The organism is Pseudomonas sp. NFPP24, from assembly GCF_900112095.1.
GTDB lineage: Bacteria > Pseudomonadota > Gammaproteobacteria > Pseudomonadales > Pseudomonadaceae > Aquipseudomonas > Aquipseudomonas extremorientalis.
Genome location: NZ_FOKD01000013.1, coordinates 1 through 16,948, shown reverse-complemented (window position 1 = coordinate 16,948; position 16,948 = coordinate 1). Strand labels below are relative to the sequence as shown.

The window sequence follows — 16,948 nt, the reverse complement described above, 5'->3', positions numbered from 1 at the left end:
GTAGGCGTGCGCCCCAACAGGGGGCAGGACAAGCGCGTCCGGTCAATGAAATGCAGGAGTTGTGTAACTTTTCATACGCGGCGCCTCGATGGACAAGCCGGGGCGATAGGGTAAGTTCAAAGCGCGTCCCATCCCCGGGGCGTTTTCAATCAAGGAGTGACTGAAATGAACAAACCCCAGACTCAACTCAGACATGGCCGCGTCGTGACCCCGGCCAGCCGTGGCTCGGTGGCTGTTGAACGCGGGCTGCTGGGCAACTGGCAAGTCAACGAAATGGAAGGCGGCAAGAACTTCCCGGCGCTGACTGCCGGGCCGTTCCCCGCACCCTATCAAACCGACGACCAGAGTGTGACGCCGCCGGCCGATGGACATATCTTGAGCGGCGGCAAAACCGACGAGCGCGATTGCATCAACTACACCGATGAGGAGATGAGCAAAAAGCTCAACACGCCGTTTACCTGGCCACTGCTGAATGTGGAGGCCGGACAAGTCTTCAAGGTGCAGTGGGAGTACACCGCCGCCCACGTTACCCGTGGTTACCGCTGGTTCATCACCAGGGATGGCTGGGACCCGAAACAGCGCATCAGTCGCGCTCAATTGGACACCCAGCCGTTCTTCGAGGATTTCTACACCCAAGTGCCGTACTACCAGCATGCCGACGAACTGAAAGCCAAGGTCGAGCATCAGGTGACATTGCCCAAGGGTAAGCAAGGCCGACATGTGGTGGTGCTGATGTGGATCGTGGCCAACACGGGCAACGCGTTCTACCAGGCGTTTGACCTGGACTTCAAATAAAGTCCGGTCAACGCTTGCTCAACCAGTAATCATGTAGCGCCCGCGCAGCCGGTTCGATTTCGCTGACCCGCTGTTGATGGGCGTCTACATCCAGGTCGGCCGGCAATTCGAAGTTGTCCTGTTCGGCGCACCAGGAAATCTTCTCCAACTGCGCGGCCTGCTCGGCGGGCAATTCCGGCCAGTTACCGATGGCGGCGCCACGGATGTAGCCAAAGCACCATTCCTCGGCGAGGGTCACGGTGTGGCCCTGGTGTTCGGTATCGTCGAAGCGCGCCTTGAAACCCGTGGCGTCAGTGGCCAGTTGCCCGGCCAGGGTGTTGATATGGCGTACGCACAGTTCGAGGAAACTCTGCGCTTCATCCATGTTGTCCCATTCCGGGTTCTGGCCGCCCCAGATCGCCGGGAACCACTCGGCCACGTCCACCTGCACCGGGCTGGACACCAGCGCGGTGAAGTAGCCGTCGAGTTCGGCCAGGTTCAGCACCGAATGGTCATCGCCGTACTTGAGCAGGGTGTCTTCGATGAACTCGAATTCGGCGGCGGTGAGGGGTTGGGCGTGCATGGGCATATCCTTTAAACGTCGAGCGCCGCTGTCGGGGCGGCCTAAAGCGCGAAGGATGGCGCTTAGTCAGGCTTTTTTCCAGCAGTTTCCATGCGTTGGCACAGCTTGCCCACGCACACCGCGCCGACCACTGCGAGGATGATCGGCACCAGGAAGTCATGGTCGATGCGGGTGAATTCCGCCACCAGCACAATCGCGGTCAGGGGCATGTTCATGCTGGCGGCGAGGAACGCCGCCGCGCCGATGATTGCAAACGCTCCGAGGGGCACACCCGGCCACACCAGGCTCCAGGCGCCGCCGAGGATGATCGCCAGTAACGCGCCATTCGCCAGGCCGGGGGTGAGCAGGCCGCCTTCGGCCCCGGCGCGCAGGCTGCTGGTGGTGATCAGCACCTTGACCACCAGCAACAGTGCGGCCAGGCCGATGCTCAGCTCATTGTCGAAACCCAGTTGCGCCGGGCCTCTGCCGTTGCCGAGAATCTGCGGCAGCAACATTGCCAGCCCGCCGATGACGCTGAAGTTGATCAACGCCAATACCGGCAGGCGCCAGCCTCTGGCGGCGTTCGCCCGCGCAGCGCCGGTGAGGCGGGTGAAACCATAGGCGGCCAATCCAAACACTGGCCCACACACCACGGCCCAGGCGATCAGCACCGGGCTCAGCACAAAATGCGGCACCACGTATTGCGACTCCGCCCCCAGCCCGATCCATGCCACTGCTGCACCAATCGCCGAAGTTGCCAGCGCAATCAGCGCCGCCGGCCAACTGAATGCGCCCACCAGCACTTCCAGTACAAACACCGCGCCGCCCAACGGCACGTTGTACACCGCCGCCAGCCCGGCCCCCGCGCCGCAAGCCACGATCAGGCGGTGCATGGGCGGTTCGAGCCGGGCGTGTCGGGACAGCCAGGTGGCGGCCAGTGCACCGACCTCACGGGGCGCCACTTCACGCCCCAGCGGCGAGCCGAGAGCCACGGTGATGATCTGCAACAGCGCGTGGGCGAGGGTGGTCTTGGGCGGCATGATCGGCATCTGTTCCGACACCGCCCGCTTGATGCTCACCAGCGGGCGGCCGTAGCGATAGAGTGTCCACCAGCCCAACCCGGCAACCAGGCCGCATACCACCAGCACCCGCAAACGGCGCTCCGGCGCGGCGGCGGTCACGCCCCACAGAAAGGTTTCGTGGCTGACCAGGCTGTCGAGACTGTAACCGTACGCCAGGTGCTGAATACCGTGCAGCAGCAGGGCCAGGAGCATCCCGCCCAGGCCCGCGCCAACGCCGGTCAACACGACCACCAGGGCAAGAATCAGCGACGAACGCAACGTGGACGGCATAGACGGCTCCAGGCAAGGGCCCTGATTGTATCGCCGATAAGCCGGGCCTCCGGGATCAAATGTATCGGTGCTGCCTGAACCGTGCGCCCACAACATTCCATTACGTTTGCCCGTCCCGTTTTTGGCCGATGTGCCGTCACACACACTTGTTATAGTTCGGGCCTTATCACTCGCCAGTCAGGGATCACTGCCATGTCCGAATACCAAGCTTTCGTCGTCGAACTCACCGGCAACGTTGCCCATGTGCAGATCAACCGCCCGGAAAAGATCAACGCGATGAACGCCGCGTTCTGGACCGAAATCATCGACATCTTCCAGTGGGTCGAAGACACCGACGCCGTGCGCGCCGTGGTACTCAGCGGCGCCGGCAAGCATTTCTCCTCCGGCATCGACCTGATGATGCTGGCCTCGGTCGCCAATGACTTTGGCAAGGATGTCGGTCGCAACGCCCGCCTGCTGCGGCGCAAGATCCTCGAACTGCAAGCCTCGTTCAACGCCGTCGACAACTGCCGCAAGCCGGTGCTGGCGGCGATCCAGGGTTATTGCATCGGCGGCGCCATCGACCTGATCAGCGCTTGTGACATGCGCTACGCCGCCGAAGGTGCGCAATTCTCGATCAAGGAAATCGACATCGGCATGGCCGCCGACGTCGGCACCCTGCAGCGTCTGCCGCGCATCATCGGCGACGGCATGCTGCGCGAGCTGGCCTACACCGGTCGCCAGTTCGGCGCCGAGGAGGCGCGCAGCATCGGCCTGGTCAATCGCGTCTACGCCGATCAGGACAGCCTGTTGGCCGGCGTGATGGAGATTGCCCATGAAATCGCCGGCAAATCGCCGATTGCGGTCATCGGCACCAAGGCCATGATCAGCTATATGCGTGACCATACAGTCAATGACGGCCTGGAATACGTTGCCACCTGGAACTCGGCTATGTTGCAATCCAACGACCTGCGTGTGGCCATCGCGGCCCATATGAGCAAGCAGAAACCCGAATTCGTGGATTGACTGACATGACCCCAGGCTGGATTACCACAACGCTGCTGGACAACGACACCCCTGGCGGCTGGGCCGTCGCCCGCAGCCGCGACGGCTTTTTGCACGACACCAATGGCCCGCTGTTCCCGAGGGAATGGCTCAAGCGCCAGGACCTGTCGGTGTTCGCCGAGCATGGCATCGGCCACCTCGATGGCGAGCCGGTGTACCTGCTGGAGCTCGACTCGGCGGCTGAAGTGCCGGGCTGCAGTTGGCAGGGCCTGCGCGGCTTCATGCTGCAAGGCGATCACACCTTGTACAAAGTGCTGGGCTATGCGGCGCAGATCGGTACCTGGGCACGGGAGCACAGGTTCTGTGGCAGTTGCGGCCAGGCCATGGTCCAGGTGCCACGGGAACGCGCGATGTACTGCCAGGCCTGCGACCTGCGCAGCTATCCGCGGATCTCGCCGAGCATGATCGTGCTGGTGACCCGTGGCGACGAGATCCTGCTGGCGCGTTCGCCACGCTTTGTCACGGGGGTCTACAGCACCCTGGCGGGGTTTGCCGAGCCGGGTGAGTCGGCCGAAGACTGCCTGGTCCGCGAGGTCCGCGAAGAGGTGCAGCTGGAGGTCAAGAACATCCAGTACATGGGCAGCCAGTGCTGGCCGTTCCCGCACTCGATGATGCTGGGCTTCCATGCCGAGTACGCCGGTGGCGACATCGTGCCCCAGGCCGATGAGATTGAGGACGCGCAGTGGTTCAACATCCACGACCTGCCGCCGTTGCCGGCGTCACGCTCGATTGCGCGTTACCTGATCGACCTGTACCTGGCCCGTCGACTAGGTCACGCTGAACCAGTGTTGCCAGGCTAGACGCACCGTCAGGCCGAGGACCACGGTGATAAACACCGGGCGAATGAATTTGGCGCCGCCGCTGATCGCGCTGCGTGCGCCAAAGAATGCGCCGCACATCACTGAAACGCCCATGGCCAGGCCGACGATCCAGTCCACCGAACCATTGACGATGAACACCGTCAGCGCCGCTGCGTTGCTGACAAAGTTCATGCTGCGCGCCACGCCGCTGGCCTTCACCAGGTCGATGGGGTGCAACAGCATCGTGCTCACCGTCCAGAACGCCCCGGTGCCCGGGCCTGCCACGCCATCGTAGAAGCCCAGGCCGAAGCCCTGGGTGGCTTGCCACTTCTTCTTGATCGGCGCGTCGGCATCCAGCGGCGCCTTGGGCGTGCCGCCGAACAGCAGGTACAGGCCACAGGCGAACACAATCACTGGCAGCATTTTGTTCAGGGTTTCGGCCGGTAAATAATGGGCGACCACGGCGCCACTCAGTGCGCCGACCAGCGTACCAACGATGGCGTGCACCCACTGGCGCGGGTGGAACAGTTTGCGGCGATAGAAGGTGAAACTGGCGGTGGCCGAGCCGAAGGTGGAACTGAGCTTGTTGGTGCCCAATACCAAATGCGGTGGCATGCCGGCGGTGAGCAGGGCGGGTGTGGTCAGCAGGCCGCCGCCACCGGCAATGGCGTCGATAAAACCTGCGATGAAGGCAACCACCGCCAGGATGGCGAGGGTGGTGAGGTCTACGCTGAGTTCGAAGGGCATGGGCAGGGCTTATTCTTGGCAGGGCACTATGCGAAAGGCCGCCATCTTACTCGCGGGGAGTCTGCAAATCCAAATGTGGGAGGGGGCTTGCCCCCGATTGCGGTGTTCCAGCTAACTCATCTGTAGCTGATCCACCGCTATCGGGGGCAAGCCCCCTCTCACATTGTTACTGCGTCGACTTACGATCGATGTGTTTCGATCCACTCCAACGCCGTGCGCCAGATACAAATCCCGAGGAAATACGCCGACATCACCGACCACAACCCAAACGTCCACGGGTTGGTATTCGGGTAATCCACCACCATCAAGAAGCTGCACAGCAACCAGATCGTGGTCACCGCGATGTTGATCGGCATGAACCGCTTCACCCGGAACGGGTGCAGGAACTTCATCGGCGTCACGGTCAGCAGCGCCAGGCCAATCACGGTGAGCAAGGTGACCCAGGCTTCCGGCTGGATGATATACACGCACAGCGCCACCACGTTCCAGGCGGCGGGGAAGCCGACGAAGTAGTTGTCCTTGCTCTTCATGTTGACGTTGCAGAAGCAGAACAGCGACGACACCAGGATCACCGACACCGTGAACAGGTGGGTAAAGTCCGGCAGGTCGATATAGCGGTAGATAAACAGTGCGGGAATGAACACATAGGTGAGGTAATCGATCACCAGGTCCAGCACCGAGCCGTCAAAGCTTGGCAATACCGTGCTGACATTCACCCGGCGCGCGAGCGAGCCATCGACCCCGTCCACCACCAATGCCAGGCCAAGCCACAGCAGGCAGGCCTTCGGCGAGTTTTCCAGCAGCGCCAGGGTGGCCAGGAAGGCCAATACCACACCGGTGGCGGTGAAGCCGTGGGCGCCCCAGGCTTTGAGTCTGGCTACATGCAGGGTCGATATCACGGGCGGTTCTCCAAAAGGTGAAACGGGGCAGCCGACAACGTGACGCCGTCGAGTCTGGCCGGGGAATGCAGGTATCGACCGGGAAGGGGGTAAGAAGGTTCACCACCCCGGCGTATCACTTAGCGTAGCAAGCGTAAGACATTTCGGCATCAACCCTGGCGGAACACCAGTGCCTTCAGGCCACTTTGCGGGTCGATATCCGGAAACTCCGGCGGGTTTGCCAGGCGCTCCACAAAGTTCAGGCCCGGCGCTTCGCGGGTCACGCCGTCGATCAGGAAGTCTTCGCCGAAGGCCGGGTCGTTCATGCAGGCCAGCACGGTGCCCTGTGGCGTGAGTAAATCCGGCAGCCGGCGCAGCACACGTTGGTAGTCCTTGGTCAGCAGAAAGCTGCCTTTCTGGAACGAGGGCGGGTCGATGATCACCAGGTCGTAGGGGCCGCTGTTGGTAACCTTGGCCCAGGACTTGAACAGGTCATGGCCCAGGAAACTCACCTTGCTCAGGTCATGACCGTTGAGACGATGGTTGTCGCGGCCACGGCTCAAGGCGCCGCGGGCCATGTCCAGGTTCACCACATGCTCGGCGCCGCCTTCGATGGCCGCCACGGAAAACCCGCAGGTGTAGGCAAACAGGTTGAGCACACGCATGCCCCTGGCCTGTTCGCGCACCCAGTTGCGGCCATGACGCATGTCGAGGAACAGCCCGCTATTCTGTTTCTTGCCCAGGTCGATCAGGTAGCGCAGGCCGCCTTCGACGATGATCTGCTCTTCGACGGGCTCACCTACCAGCCATTCGGTGGTGCTTTGCGGCAGGTAGCGGTGTTGCAGGGCCACGGTATAACGGTCGAACTGGCCGTGCAGCAGCTGTTTCAGGGCGTCCAGTTGTGCCGCGTCGGGCTCCTTGAACAACGACACCAGCACTACGCCTTGCAACCAGTCCACCGTCAGTTGCTCCAGGCCCGGCCAGCAACGACCACGGCCGTGGAACAGGCGGCGGGTTTCGCTCGGCGGAGTCTGCAGGGCAGCGAGCAAATGAGCGTGCAGGGTGGCGAGTGCTTCTGGGTTCATCGTTAAACGTCATTGATTGAGCGGGCGGCATTTTAAACACAGTTGCAGGGTTGCGGGTGGCTTGAGCACAACGTGCTGCAAAAAAGTGAGTTGGCAGTGATTCATGCTCAAAATGCTGAAATCAGCGCTTGAGAACAGGCAAAAAATCCTTCGGTGCCGACATAAACTGGAAAAAAAGCCTGGAGGTGCCCATGAACGGTTTCACGACAGCGGTGATTGACCAGCAAGAGCTGGATGAATGGCGCGACGCCCTCGCCTCACTGGTGGCGAACGCCGGCCCGGCACGGGCGCGGCAGATCCTCGATGTGCTGGCCCAGGATGCCAGTGCCCCGCACATTGACTGGAAACCGCGCCACGGCACGCCCTACATCAATAGCATCCGCGTCGAGCAGCAGCCGGCGTTTCCGGGCGATCTCGCCACCGAAGAACGCCTGGCTTCACTGGTGCGCTGGAACGCCCTGGCCATGGTGGTGCGCGCCAACCAGGCCTATGGCGAACTCGGCGGGCATATCGCCAGTTACGCCAGCGCGGCAGACTTGTTCGAGGTAGGTTTCAATCATTTCTTCCGTGCCCGCAGCGACAGCTTTGGCGGTGACCTGGTGTTCTATCAGCCGCATTCCGCGCCTGGCATTTATGCGCGGGCGTTCCTTGAAGGCCGCTTGAGTGAAGCCGACCTGGCCCACTATCGCCAGGAGATCGGCGGGCCCAAGGGAGGCGCACGCGGCCTGTCCAGCTATCCCCACCCCTGGCTGATGCCGGACTTCTGGCAGTTCCCCACCGGTTCCATGGGGATCGGCCCCATCAGTTCGATTTTCCAGGCGCGCTTCATGCGCTACTTGCAGCATCGCGGCTTGCTGGACACCACTGACCGCCACGTCTGGGGCGTGTTTGGCGACGGCGAGATGGACGAGCCGGAAAGCATGTCCGCCTTGACCCTGGCCGCCCGTGAAGGCCTGGACAACCTCACCTGGGTGGTCAATTGCAACCTGCAACGCCTCGACGGCCCGGTGCGCGGCAACGGGCGCATCATCGATGAACTGGAAGCCTTGTTTGCCGGCGCCGGTTGGAACGTTATCAAACTGGTGTGGGGCTCGGACTGGGATGCGTTGTTGGCCAAGGATGCCGACGGTTCGCTGGTCAACACCTTGTCCAGTACGGTTGACGGCCAATTCCAGACCTTTGCCGCCAAGGACGGCGCCTACAACCGCGAACACTTCTTTGGCCAGAGTGAATCCCTGGCCCGGCTGGTCGAGGGCCTGAGCGACGAACAGATCGACCGCCTCAAGCGTGGCGGCCACGACATGGTCAAGATTCACGCGGCCTACCACGCGGCGCGGCAGGTCAAGGGCAAGCCCACGGTGATCCTGGCCCAGACCAAGAAGGGCTTCGGCATGGGCGAAGCCGGGCAGGGCAAGATGACCACCCACCAGCAGAAGAAACTCGACCGCGATGCACTGATCGCCTTCCGCAATCGCTTCCAGTTGCCGCTGACCGATGAGCAGACCGAGTCCCTGAGCTTTTTCAAACCGGCAGACGACAGCGTCGAACTGCGCTACCTGCACCAGCGGCGCAACGCATTGGGCGGCTACGTGCCCAGTCGCAGCCAGGCCGCCGCGCCTGTCGCCGTGCCGGCGGTATCGGGCTACGCCGGTTTTGCCACGGCCGCCGACGGCAAGGAAATGTCCACCACCATGGCATTCGTGCGCATGCTCACCAACCTGCTCAAGGACAAAGCCCTGGGCCCGCGCATCGTGCCCATCGTCGCCGATGAAGCGCGCACCTTCGGCATGGCCAACCTGTTCAAGCAGATCGGCATCTATTCCAGCGTCGGCCAGCGCTACGAGCCGGAAGACATCGGCTCGATCCTCAGCTACCGCGAAGCCACCGATGGGCAGATCCTGGAGGAGGGCATCAGCGAAGCCAGCGCCATCAGCTCCTGGGTTGCCGCGGCCACCAGTTATTCAGTCCATGGCCTGCGCATGTTGCCGTTCTACATCTATTACTCGATGTTCGGCTTCCAGCGCGTCGGCGACCTGATCTGGGCCGCGGCCGACCAGCGCGCCCGTGGCTTCCTGCTCGGCGCCACGGCCGGGCGCACCACCCTCGGTGGCGAGGGCTTGCAGCACCAGGATGGCAGCAGCCACCTCACGGCGGCCACCGTGCCCAACTGCCGCGCCTACGACCCGGCGTTTGCCGGTGAATTCGCGGTGATCCTCGACCACGGTATGCGCCAGATGCTGGAGCACGATGTGGACGAGTTCTACTACGTGACCCTGATGAACGAAAACTACCCGCAGCCGAGCCTCCCGGAAGGCGTGGAGACGGCGATCATCAAGGGCATGTATCGCTTGCAAGGTACGGTCGATGCCAAGGTGCGCCTGTTGGGTTCCGGCACGCTGGTGCGCGAGGCGCAAGCGGCGGCGCAGTTGCTGGCGCAGGATTGGCAGGTGGCGAGCGAGGTGTTCAGCGTGACCAGTTTCAGCGAACTGGCGCGGGAAGCGCGGGAGGTGGAACGCTGGAATCGCTTGCATCCGCAGCAGAAGGCACGTGTCAGCCACTTGGCTGAATGCTTGCCCAAGGGCGCGCCGGTGGTGGCTGTGTCCGACTACGTGCGGGCTGTGCCGCAGATGATCGGTTCATATCTGGATTCCAGCTACACCGTGCTCGGTACTGACGGATTCGGGCGCAGTGATACACGGGCGGCGTTGCGCGATTTCTTTGAGGTGGATCGCCATCATCTCGTGCTGGCAGCGTTGACGGCGTTGGTGGAGCAGGGGCATCTGCAAGCGCGGGTGTGCCAGGAGGCTATCGAGCGTTACAACGTGCAGACTGAGCGCGGAGCCGCCTGGAACGGCTGAGTTAAAAGCTGGCTATCAGTGGAGGCCCAAAAGCCTCCCTGATAAACCCCGGCGCGATATACCGCTCGTAATGCGCCTCGGACAACAGGAAAAACTCCCGGTCAATCGCATCGCGCAGATCCGCCAGGCTGCGCTCGCGAAACTCCGGCAGCAACCCCAACCCATACGCCTCCAGTCTGGAAATCACTCTAGCCCCCCGCGCAATCAGCTGGTACGCCCAGCAATAGGGCGATTGGTGCGGCACAAAGCGGATCTTGCGATTCTCCAGTTGCTGGCGCAGCAGGTGCGCGTCGAGCACCTGCAGCTTGCTGGCCATTACCTGCACCAGCAGTTGCTCCAGGCGCAGCCACACCGCCTGTTTTTCCTCGGCGTTGTAGCCGTTCCACTGGATCACTTCGTGGTGATAGCGTTTGCAGCCGCGGCAGACCAGGTCTCCGTAGACGGTGGAACACAGGCCTATGCAGGGGGTCTTGATGGTTTGATTGGGCATAAGAAGGCAATTTGCAAAGATTTATCGCGCACCGCAACCGATGTGGGAGGGGGCTTGCCCCCGATTGCGGTGCATCAGTCACTGAAGCTTGAGCTGAACGAACGTCATCGGGGGCAAGCCCCCTCCCACATGTGGAGTCAGTCCCAGCTCAGCGCGCCGCCAGTCTGGTACTCGATCACACGGGTCTCGAAGAAGTTTTTCTCTTTCTTCAAGTCCATGATCTCGCTCATCCACGGGAACGGGTTAGTCGTCCCTGGGTACTCTTCCTTCAACCCAATCTGCGACAGACGACGGTTAGCGATGAACTTGAGGTAATCCTCCATCATCGCCGCATTCATGCCCAACACCCCACGCGGCATGGTGTCGCGCGCGTATTCGATCTCCAGCTGCGTCCCTTGCAGGATCATCTGGGTCGCTTCTTCCTTCATCTCGGCATCCCACAGGTGTGGGTTTTCGATTTTGATCTGGTTGATCACGTCGATACCGAAGTTCAGGTGCATCGACTCGTCGCGCAGGATGTACTGGAACTGCTCGGCGACGCCGGTCATTTTGTTGCGACGGCCCATGGACAGGATCTGGGTGAAGCCGCAATAGAAGAAGATGCCTTCCAGGACGCAGTAGTAGGCGACCAGGTTGCGCAGCAGTTCCTTGTCGGTTTCGACGGTGCCGGTTTCGAACTTCGGATCGGAGATCGAGCGGGTGTACTTCAGGCCCCAGGCGGCCTTTTTGGCGACCGATGGGATCTCGTGGTACATGTTGAAGATTTCGCCTTCATCCATGGCCAACGATTCGATGCAGTACTGGTAGGCGTGGGTGTGGATCGCTTCTTCGAAGGCCTGGCGCAGGATGTACTGGCGGCACTCCGGGTTGGTGATCAGGCGGTACACGGCCAGCACCAGGTTGTTGGCGACCAGGGAGTCGGCGGTGGAGAAGAAGCCTAGGTTGCGCATGACGATGCGGCGTTCGTCGTCGGTCAGGCCTTCGGGGTTTTTCCACAGGGCGATGTCGGCGGTCATGTTGACCTCTTGCGGCATCCAGTGGTTGGCGCAGCCGTCGAGGTACTTCTGCCAGGCCCAGTCGTACTTGAACGGCACGAGTTGGTTGAGGTCGGCGCGGCAGTTGATCATGCGCTTTTCGTCAACGGCGACGCGGGCGGAGGCGCCTTCGAGTTCGGCGAGGCCTTCGGCGACGTCGAGTTTGTCCAGCGCAGCCTTGGCGCGCACGATGGCGGCGGAGTCGTTGGCGGTCACGTTACGGGCTTCCAGCGCAGCCGCGGCGCCCGCACCGTCGAGGCGGTCCATGTTGGCTTCGCTGGCGTGGCCGGCGTTGGCGCCCTTGATCACCGCTGCACCGGTGTCTTCGTTGTCGACTTCATCCCAACTCAGCATGGAAATGCTCCTTCCTGGTATTCGAAAAATAAGTGTTTTTGCAGGCTTCAAGGCATTGAAATACTGCCCATAATGTGGTCGGTAAATACCGAGACCGCACACTATGTAGTGGTCTGATCTGTTTGTGGGCACACTATATGGTGTGTAACAAGACTGGTCAACGTGCAGCAATCACGTTGGCCTGCTTTAAAGGCTGATCTTGATCTGCGCGCACAACCCACCTTCCGGCCGGTTGCTCAACGTTAACGAGCCCCCGATCGCCACCACCAGTTGCTGGGCAATCGCCAGCCCCAGGCCGGTGCCGCCGGTGCCGCGGTTGCGTGAGCTTTCCACGCGGTAGAACGGCTGCATCACCTGCACCAGTTCGTCCTCGGCAATGCCCGGGCCGTTGTCGAGCACCTTGATCGACAGCTCGCCATCGGCGGTCGAACCGACCTCCAGTTGCGCGGCGCCGGCGAACTTGAGGGCGTTGTCCACCAGGTTCACCAGCACCCGGCGCAGGGCGTGAGGGCGGGTGTCGAGAACTACCGCGCTTTTGCCGCTGAGGCTCACCTGTTTGTGCATGTCCTGGTAGTCGAACACCAGGCTGTCAAGGAAGGCGTCGAGGTTGATGCGGTGGCTGGCTTCGGTGGCGCCGTGGACGCTGCGTGCGTAGGCCACACCCTCGCGCACCAGGTGCTCCATCTCCCCGAGGTCGCTCCACAGTTTGTCGCGTTCGGCACAATCCTCCATGAATTCGGCGCGCAGTTTCATGCGGGTGATCGGGGTTTGCAGGTCATGGGAAATTGCCGCGAGGATCTGCATGCGTTCCTTCAGGTATTCGGCGATGCGTTGTTGCATGGCGTTGAACGCAACCGCGGCATGGGCTACTTCGGTGGGGCCTGTTTCGTCCAGCGGCGTGGGGTGAGCGTTAGGGTCCAGGGTCTCCACGGCGCGCGCCAGGCGGGTCAGCGGGCGGATGGCCAGGCGCACGGCGAACCAGGTGCAGCCCAGCAGCAGCGCCAGTTGCAGCACCAGCACCACCGGCAGCCAGTACGCGACGGGCAGCATGGAGGGGCGCACGTCGAGGGTGATCGGGTTGCCGTCGGCCAGGGTCAGGTGCGCCTGGAAGTGCTTCTGCATCCCAGGGATGTCGCGAAAGGTCAGCGCGTAGTGTTCACCCAATGCATCGGCAATCGAGGTGGCGGCCATGGGCACGTCGTCGCTGCGCATCGGCTCGCCGGTTTCGCCGGCGTTGAGCAGGTAGCGGTAGTTTTGCCGATCCAGGCGCGGCAGCCAGCTGGCGCGCTCGTCGGCGGGCAGCCGGTCGAGGATCGCCACCGAGGTGGCCACGTCGTTTTCCAGGTTGCCCAGCATGGCGGTGCGCGCGCTGATGTAGCGCTCATAGAACTGCGCGCTGAAGGACAAGCCATGGGCGCACACCAGGCTGATCAGGAAGATCAGCGACAACTGTGACGCCAGGGTACGCGGCCAGCCAAACCTTAAGGTCATTGCTCGGCCTCGAGGATTTCCACCGGCAGGGAGAACACGTAGCCCTCGCTGCGCACGGTCTTGATGTAGGCCGGTTCGCGGGCGTCGTCCAGCAGGCGTTGGCGCAGGCGACTCACCAGCAGGTCGATGGAACGGTCGAACAGATCGGCGTCGCGGCCTTGGGTCAGGTTGAGCAACTGGTCGCGGTTGAGCACGCGCTGGGGGTGATCGAGGAACACCCGCAGCAAGCGGTATTCGGCGCCGCTCAGGGCGACCAGGGTGTCGTCTTCGTCGAGCAGGTGGCGGGCGGTGGTGTCCAGGCGCCAACGGCCGAAGCGGATCAGCCGCCCGGTTTCGCTGACCACCAGGTTCGGCGGCAGCATCCGCGTGCGGCGCAGCACCGCGTTGATGCGCGCCAGCAGCTCACGGGCGGCGAACGGTTTGACCAGGTAATCGTCCGCGCCCATTTCCAGGCCGATGATGCGGTCGGTTTCATCGTTGCGTGCGGTCAGCATCAACACCGGCGTGGCTTTATGCTTGCCCACCCGCAGCTCGCGGCACAGCTGCAAACCGTCGTCGCCGGGCATCATGATGTCCAGCACGATCAGGTCCACCGGGGTGGTGTCGAGGAAGCTGCGCATCTGGCGGCCGTCGGCGACCACAGTGGTGCGCAAGCCGTTCTTCTTCAGGTAGTTGCCCACCAGTTCGCGGATTTCCCGGTCGTCATCGACGATCAGGATGTGATCGACATGATCCATGCTGCCTTCCTCGTTAAATGCTCGTTGGGGCGCAGTCTAGCCACTGGCGCCGGCCTTGCCTTGTACCCTTTGTATTGCAGTGTATCTGGCGATAAGGAGATACATGACGAAGCAAAAAGGCTGGTGCGACAGGTTTTATCCCGCTGCATAGCCGATAAACGGTTATGTACTAATAAATTTCTAATATTTCTAGTGAATAGACACGGCCTTGGCTGGAAGCGAGCAGGTTGCGCCCGCGCAGGCGGTCGAGGGCTTCGTTGAGGGTGCACTTGCTCACGCCCTCTGATGCAACGCATCACGGCTGCTCTGTTGCTGGGTGTGGCGGTGCGGTGCGCGAGGGTTGGTTGCGATCAGTCTGTGGGGTAGGGTGTCACGGCACCTTCCAACAAAAACAAGGATCGGTTCATGCTCTTCACCTTCCGCCGTACCCTCCTGGCCGCCACCCTGGCCGTGTCCTTCGCTGTGCCGGCCTACAGCGCCGAGCCCCATAAACAGATCCAGGCCCAATCCGAACACTACAAGGCCGACGCCCTGAAACTGCTGGAGCGCCTGGTAAATATCGACTCGGGCTCAGGTTATGAACCGGGCCTGACCCAAGTGCGCGACATCGCCGTGGATGAGCTGAAACAGCTGGGCTTTTCCATCGAGCTGGTGCCGGACAAAGCCGCCAACAACAGCCACGTGGTCGCCACCCTCAAGGGCACCGGCAAAGCCAGAATCCTGTTGATGGCCCATATGGACACCGTGTTCAAGGAAGGCTCGGCCGCCGAGCGCCCGTTCCACATCAAGGACGGCCGCGCCTATGGCCCCGGCGTGATGGATGACAAAGGCGGCATCGTCGCCGGCATCTACGCGCTCAAAGTCCTCAAGGACCAGGGCTTCAAGGACTACGCGCAAATCACCTTCCTGCTCGATGCCAGCGAAGAAACCGGCTCCGACGCCGCCTCCGAGCTGATCCGCCAAACCGCCAAGGCCCACGACGTCACCCTCAACCTCGAACCCGGGCGCCCGGCCGATGGCCTGGTGGTGTGGCGCAAAGGCAGCGCTACCGCCGTGGTCGAAGTCAAAGGCAAAGCCGCCCACGCCGGCGTCGCCCCGGAACTCGGCCGTAACGCCGCCATGGAAGCGGCGCACCAGATCCTGCAACTGGGCAAGCTGGGGGATGCAGAGAAGAAAACCACCATCAACTTCACCGTGATCAAGGCGGGCGACCGCACCAACGTCATTCCCGACCAGGCCACCGCCAAGGCCGACGTGCGCGCGGCATTGCCGGAAGAGTTTGACCGCATCGAGAAGGACCTGGCACGGGTGTCGGCCAACAAGCTGATCCCCGAGACCGAAGTGAAGACCAGCCTGCAGCGTGGGCTGCCACCGATGCCGCAGACGCCGGAGTCGGACAAGCTGGTGGCGATTGCCCAGGGGATTTATGGGGAGTTGGGCAAGACGTTGACGATTGAAGGCAGTGGCGGTGCGGCGGATGCCAGCTTGTCAGCCGGGGTAGGCACGCCGACGTTGGATGGGTTTGGGATTGTTGGCGGGAATATTCATACGCCGGAGGAGTATGCGGAGGTGGAGAGTGTGGCGCCGCGGGTTTACTTGTTGAGTCGGATGATTATAGAGCTTTCGAAGCGGTGATTTTCCGCTGATTGACACCCTTTTGTGGTGAGCAGGCTTGCCCTGCGTTGGGCTGCGTAGCAGCCCCAAAACAGACAATGCCGGTTTATCAGAAAACACTCATCGCCTGGAGTGGGGCCGCTTCGCGGCCCAACGCAGGGCAAGCCTGCTCACCACAGGGTGCTTTTCAATCAGGATTTTCTTGTTTTACCAAGTGCTCATTAAATTTCACAATAATGTGATTCAACCATGATCGTCCTGAAGCCCATTGACTGGGGTAGTAGTAATAACAGTGCTGCTCGTGTAGTAAGTTATTTTGAAGGGTGGACTCGTCTGTATAGTTATTTAATAGTGCTAGAATTTCATTTTTTACAATTATTATTGTGCTTTCTGATGAGTCAAGTAGGAAGGAGTCAATGACTTCGTCAGCTGATGAGTGTTCAAGTGTCCAATCTTGATTGAAGTAAGCGCCGAAAAATTGCTGCAACTCTGTCAGTGGAGTATTCATTTTTCTGGGTATCCTGTCAGTAATAGATAGCCATCCGGCATATTAGCTCTTTTCTTCAGAACTAAAATGAAATTGTAAACGGGTATGGGGGTTTCAGTGCCTCTAATAATACTCACGCCTACGGGCCGGTTAGAGCTGTCTTTGATTAGATGTTTGTTATTTTCTCCTTCTAAGAACTCTAAAATTTCGGTCCGATGTTTTTTTAAGCTCCTAGATACTAGTGCTTCTGCTTCTTCTAGGTTTTTGAACGTTGATGCTGCAGGTATGTGCGGTTCCAGATTTAGCCTTGTAATCAGTTGTGCTTCCGTCTGTGCAACATGCTTTTCAATTAAGTGCCCGCCGGCATTTTCATGTGCTTCTAGTACGCCGCCAGGGCAATTTACAACTTTACAACTCAGTCCTAGCGGATCTACCCACGCAGTCGGATTGGGTACGTACTGGTAGGCATTGATCCCTCCCGCCAGCTTCACCGGATCCGGCGTCAGGTACCGACCAACATCCGGATTGTAGTAGCGATGGCGGTTGTAGTGCAGTCCGCTTTCCTGATCGAAATACTGACCCTGGAAACGCAGCGGGTTGTCGACTTTTCCGATGTCGAGGCGGGTGATTTCCCCGTAGGC

The 16,948-nt window shown here is 61.2% G+C and carries 16 protein-coding genes; 5 read left to right on the top strand and 11 right to left on the bottom strand.

Annotated features, from left to right (window positions below):
• Nucleotides 1–165 precede the first annotated feature (165 nt).
• Complete coding sequence (locus BM026_RS23935) at nucleotides 166–795, top strand: lytic polysaccharide monooxygenase auxiliary activity family 9 protein (RefSeq protein ID WP_092249112.1); 630 nt, start codon at nucleotides 166–168, stop codon at nucleotides 793–795.
• A gap of 7 nt (nucleotides 796–802) precedes the next feature.
• Here the strand turns inward: BM026_RS23935 and BM026_RS23930 are convergent, their stop codons facing one another.
• Together BM026_RS23930 and BM026_RS23925 are read right to left on the bottom strand one after the other, a co-directional pair.
• The gene (locus tag BM026_RS23930) at nucleotides 803–1,357 is read right to left on the bottom strand and encodes a UPF0149 family protein (RefSeq protein ID WP_092249115.1); all 555 of its coding nucleotides are present in this window, start codon (nucleotides 1,355–1,357) and stop codon (nucleotides 803–805) included.
• 62 nt (nucleotides 1,358–1,419) lie between these two features.
• Nucleotides 1,420–2,688, bottom strand: a complete 1,269-nt coding sequence (locus BM026_RS23925) for a chloride channel protein (protein WP_093530341.1) — start codon at nucleotides 2,686–2,688, stop codon at nucleotides 1,420–1,422.
• 192 nt (nucleotides 2,689–2,880) lie between these two features.
• Here BM026_RS23925 and BM026_RS23920 point away from each other — a divergent pair, with 192 nt between their 5' ends.
• Together BM026_RS23920 and nudC are read left to right on the top strand one after the other, a co-directional pair.
• Complete coding sequence (locus BM026_RS23920) at nucleotides 2,881–3,693, top strand: crotonase/enoyl-CoA hydratase family protein (protein WP_093530339.1); 813 nt, start codon at nucleotides 2,881–2,883, stop codon at nucleotides 3,691–3,693.
• A 5-nt stretch (nucleotides 3,694–3,698) separates the two neighbouring features.
• Nucleotides 3,699–4,532, top strand: a complete 834-nt coding sequence (gene nudC / locus BM026_RS23915) for an NAD(+) diphosphatase (protein WP_093530337.1) — start codon at nucleotides 3,699–3,701, stop codon at nucleotides 4,530–4,532.
• Here the strand turns inward: nudC and BM026_RS23910 are convergent.
• The 3 genes from BM026_RS23910 to BM026_RS23900 form a co-directional block, all read right to left on the bottom strand.
• On the bottom strand, nucleotides 4,500–5,279 hold the full coding sequence (locus BM026_RS23910) for a TSUP family transporter (RefSeq protein WP_092249127.1): 780 nt from the start codon (nucleotides 5,277–5,279) through the stop codon (nucleotides 4,500–4,502). The genes nudC and BM026_RS23910 overlap by 33 nt on opposite strands.
• A gap of 179 nt (nucleotides 5,280–5,458) precedes the next feature.
• Nucleotides 5,459–6,178, bottom strand: coding sequence for a phosphatidylcholine synthase (gene pcsA / locus BM026_RS23905; protein ID WP_058427603.1), 720 nt, complete (start codon nucleotides 6,176–6,178; stop codon nucleotides 5,459–5,461).
• Nucleotides 6,179–6,327: 149 nt separating this feature from the next.
• Entirely contained in the window at nucleotides 6,328–7,242 is a 915-nt protein-coding gene (locus BM026_RS23900; protein WP_093514471.1) for a class I SAM-dependent methyltransferase, read from the bottom strand.
• A gap of 191 nt (nucleotides 7,243–7,433) precedes the next feature.
• On the opposite strand from BM026_RS23900, the gene mdeB reads away from it, so the two are divergent.
• Nucleotides 7,434–10,100: an alpha-ketoglutarate dehydrogenase gene (gene mdeB, locus BM026_RS23895; protein WP_093530335.1), complete on the top strand. Its 2,667-nt coding sequence runs from the start codon at nucleotides 7,434–7,436 to the stop codon at nucleotides 10,098–10,100.
• 1 nt (nucleotide 10,101) lies between these two features.
• Here the strand turns inward: mdeB and BM026_RS23890 are convergent, their stop codons facing one another.
• The 4 genes from BM026_RS23890 to BM026_RS23875 form a co-directional block, all read right to left on the bottom strand.
• Entirely contained in the window at nucleotides 10,102–10,590 is a 489-nt protein-coding gene (locus tag BM026_RS23890; RefSeq protein ID WP_092249136.1) for a DUF1289 domain-containing protein, read from the bottom strand.
• 137 nt (nucleotides 10,591–10,727) lie between these two features.
• Nucleotides 10,728–11,978: a ribonucleotide-diphosphate reductase subunit beta gene (locus BM026_RS23885; RefSeq protein ID WP_093530333.1), complete on the bottom strand. Its 1,251-nt coding sequence runs from the start codon at nucleotides 11,976–11,978 to the stop codon at nucleotides 10,728–10,730.
• 186 nt (nucleotides 11,979–12,164) lie between these two features.
• The gene (locus BM026_RS23880) at nucleotides 12,165–13,469 is read right to left on the bottom strand and encodes an ATP-binding protein (protein ID WP_071490715.1); all 1,305 of its coding nucleotides are present in this window, start codon (nucleotides 13,467–13,469) and stop codon (nucleotides 12,165–12,167) included.
• Nucleotides 13,466–14,206: a response regulator gene (locus tag BM026_RS23875; protein ID WP_092250889.1), complete on the bottom strand. Its 741-nt coding sequence runs from the start codon at nucleotides 14,204–14,206 to the stop codon at nucleotides 13,466–13,468. Before BM026_RS23875 ends, BM026_RS23880 begins: the two co-directional genes overlap by 4 nt.
• Before the next feature lie 405 nt (nucleotides 14,207–14,611).
• Between BM026_RS23875 and BM026_RS23870 the strand changes: the two genes are divergently transcribed.
• A complete protein-coding gene (locus BM026_RS23870; protein WP_093530331.1) occupies nucleotides 14,612–15,841 on the top strand; it encodes a M20/M25/M40 family metallo-hydrolase in 1,230 nt (409 codons plus the stop codon).
• 166 nt (nucleotides 15,842–16,007) lie between these two features.
• On the opposite strand, the gene BM026_RS23865 is transcribed toward BM026_RS23870, so the two are convergent.
• On the bottom strand, nucleotides 16,008–16,328 hold the full coding sequence (locus BM026_RS23865) for a contact-dependent growth inhibition system immunity protein (protein WP_093530329.1): 321 nt from the start codon (nucleotides 16,326–16,328) through the stop codon (nucleotides 16,008–16,010).
• On the bottom strand, nucleotides 16,325–16,948 hold a 624-nt coding region (locus tag BM026_RS23860), incomplete at its 5' end, for an RHS repeat-associated core domain-containing protein (protein WP_139217575.1). The genes BM026_RS23865 and BM026_RS23860, both read right to left, overlap by 4 nt.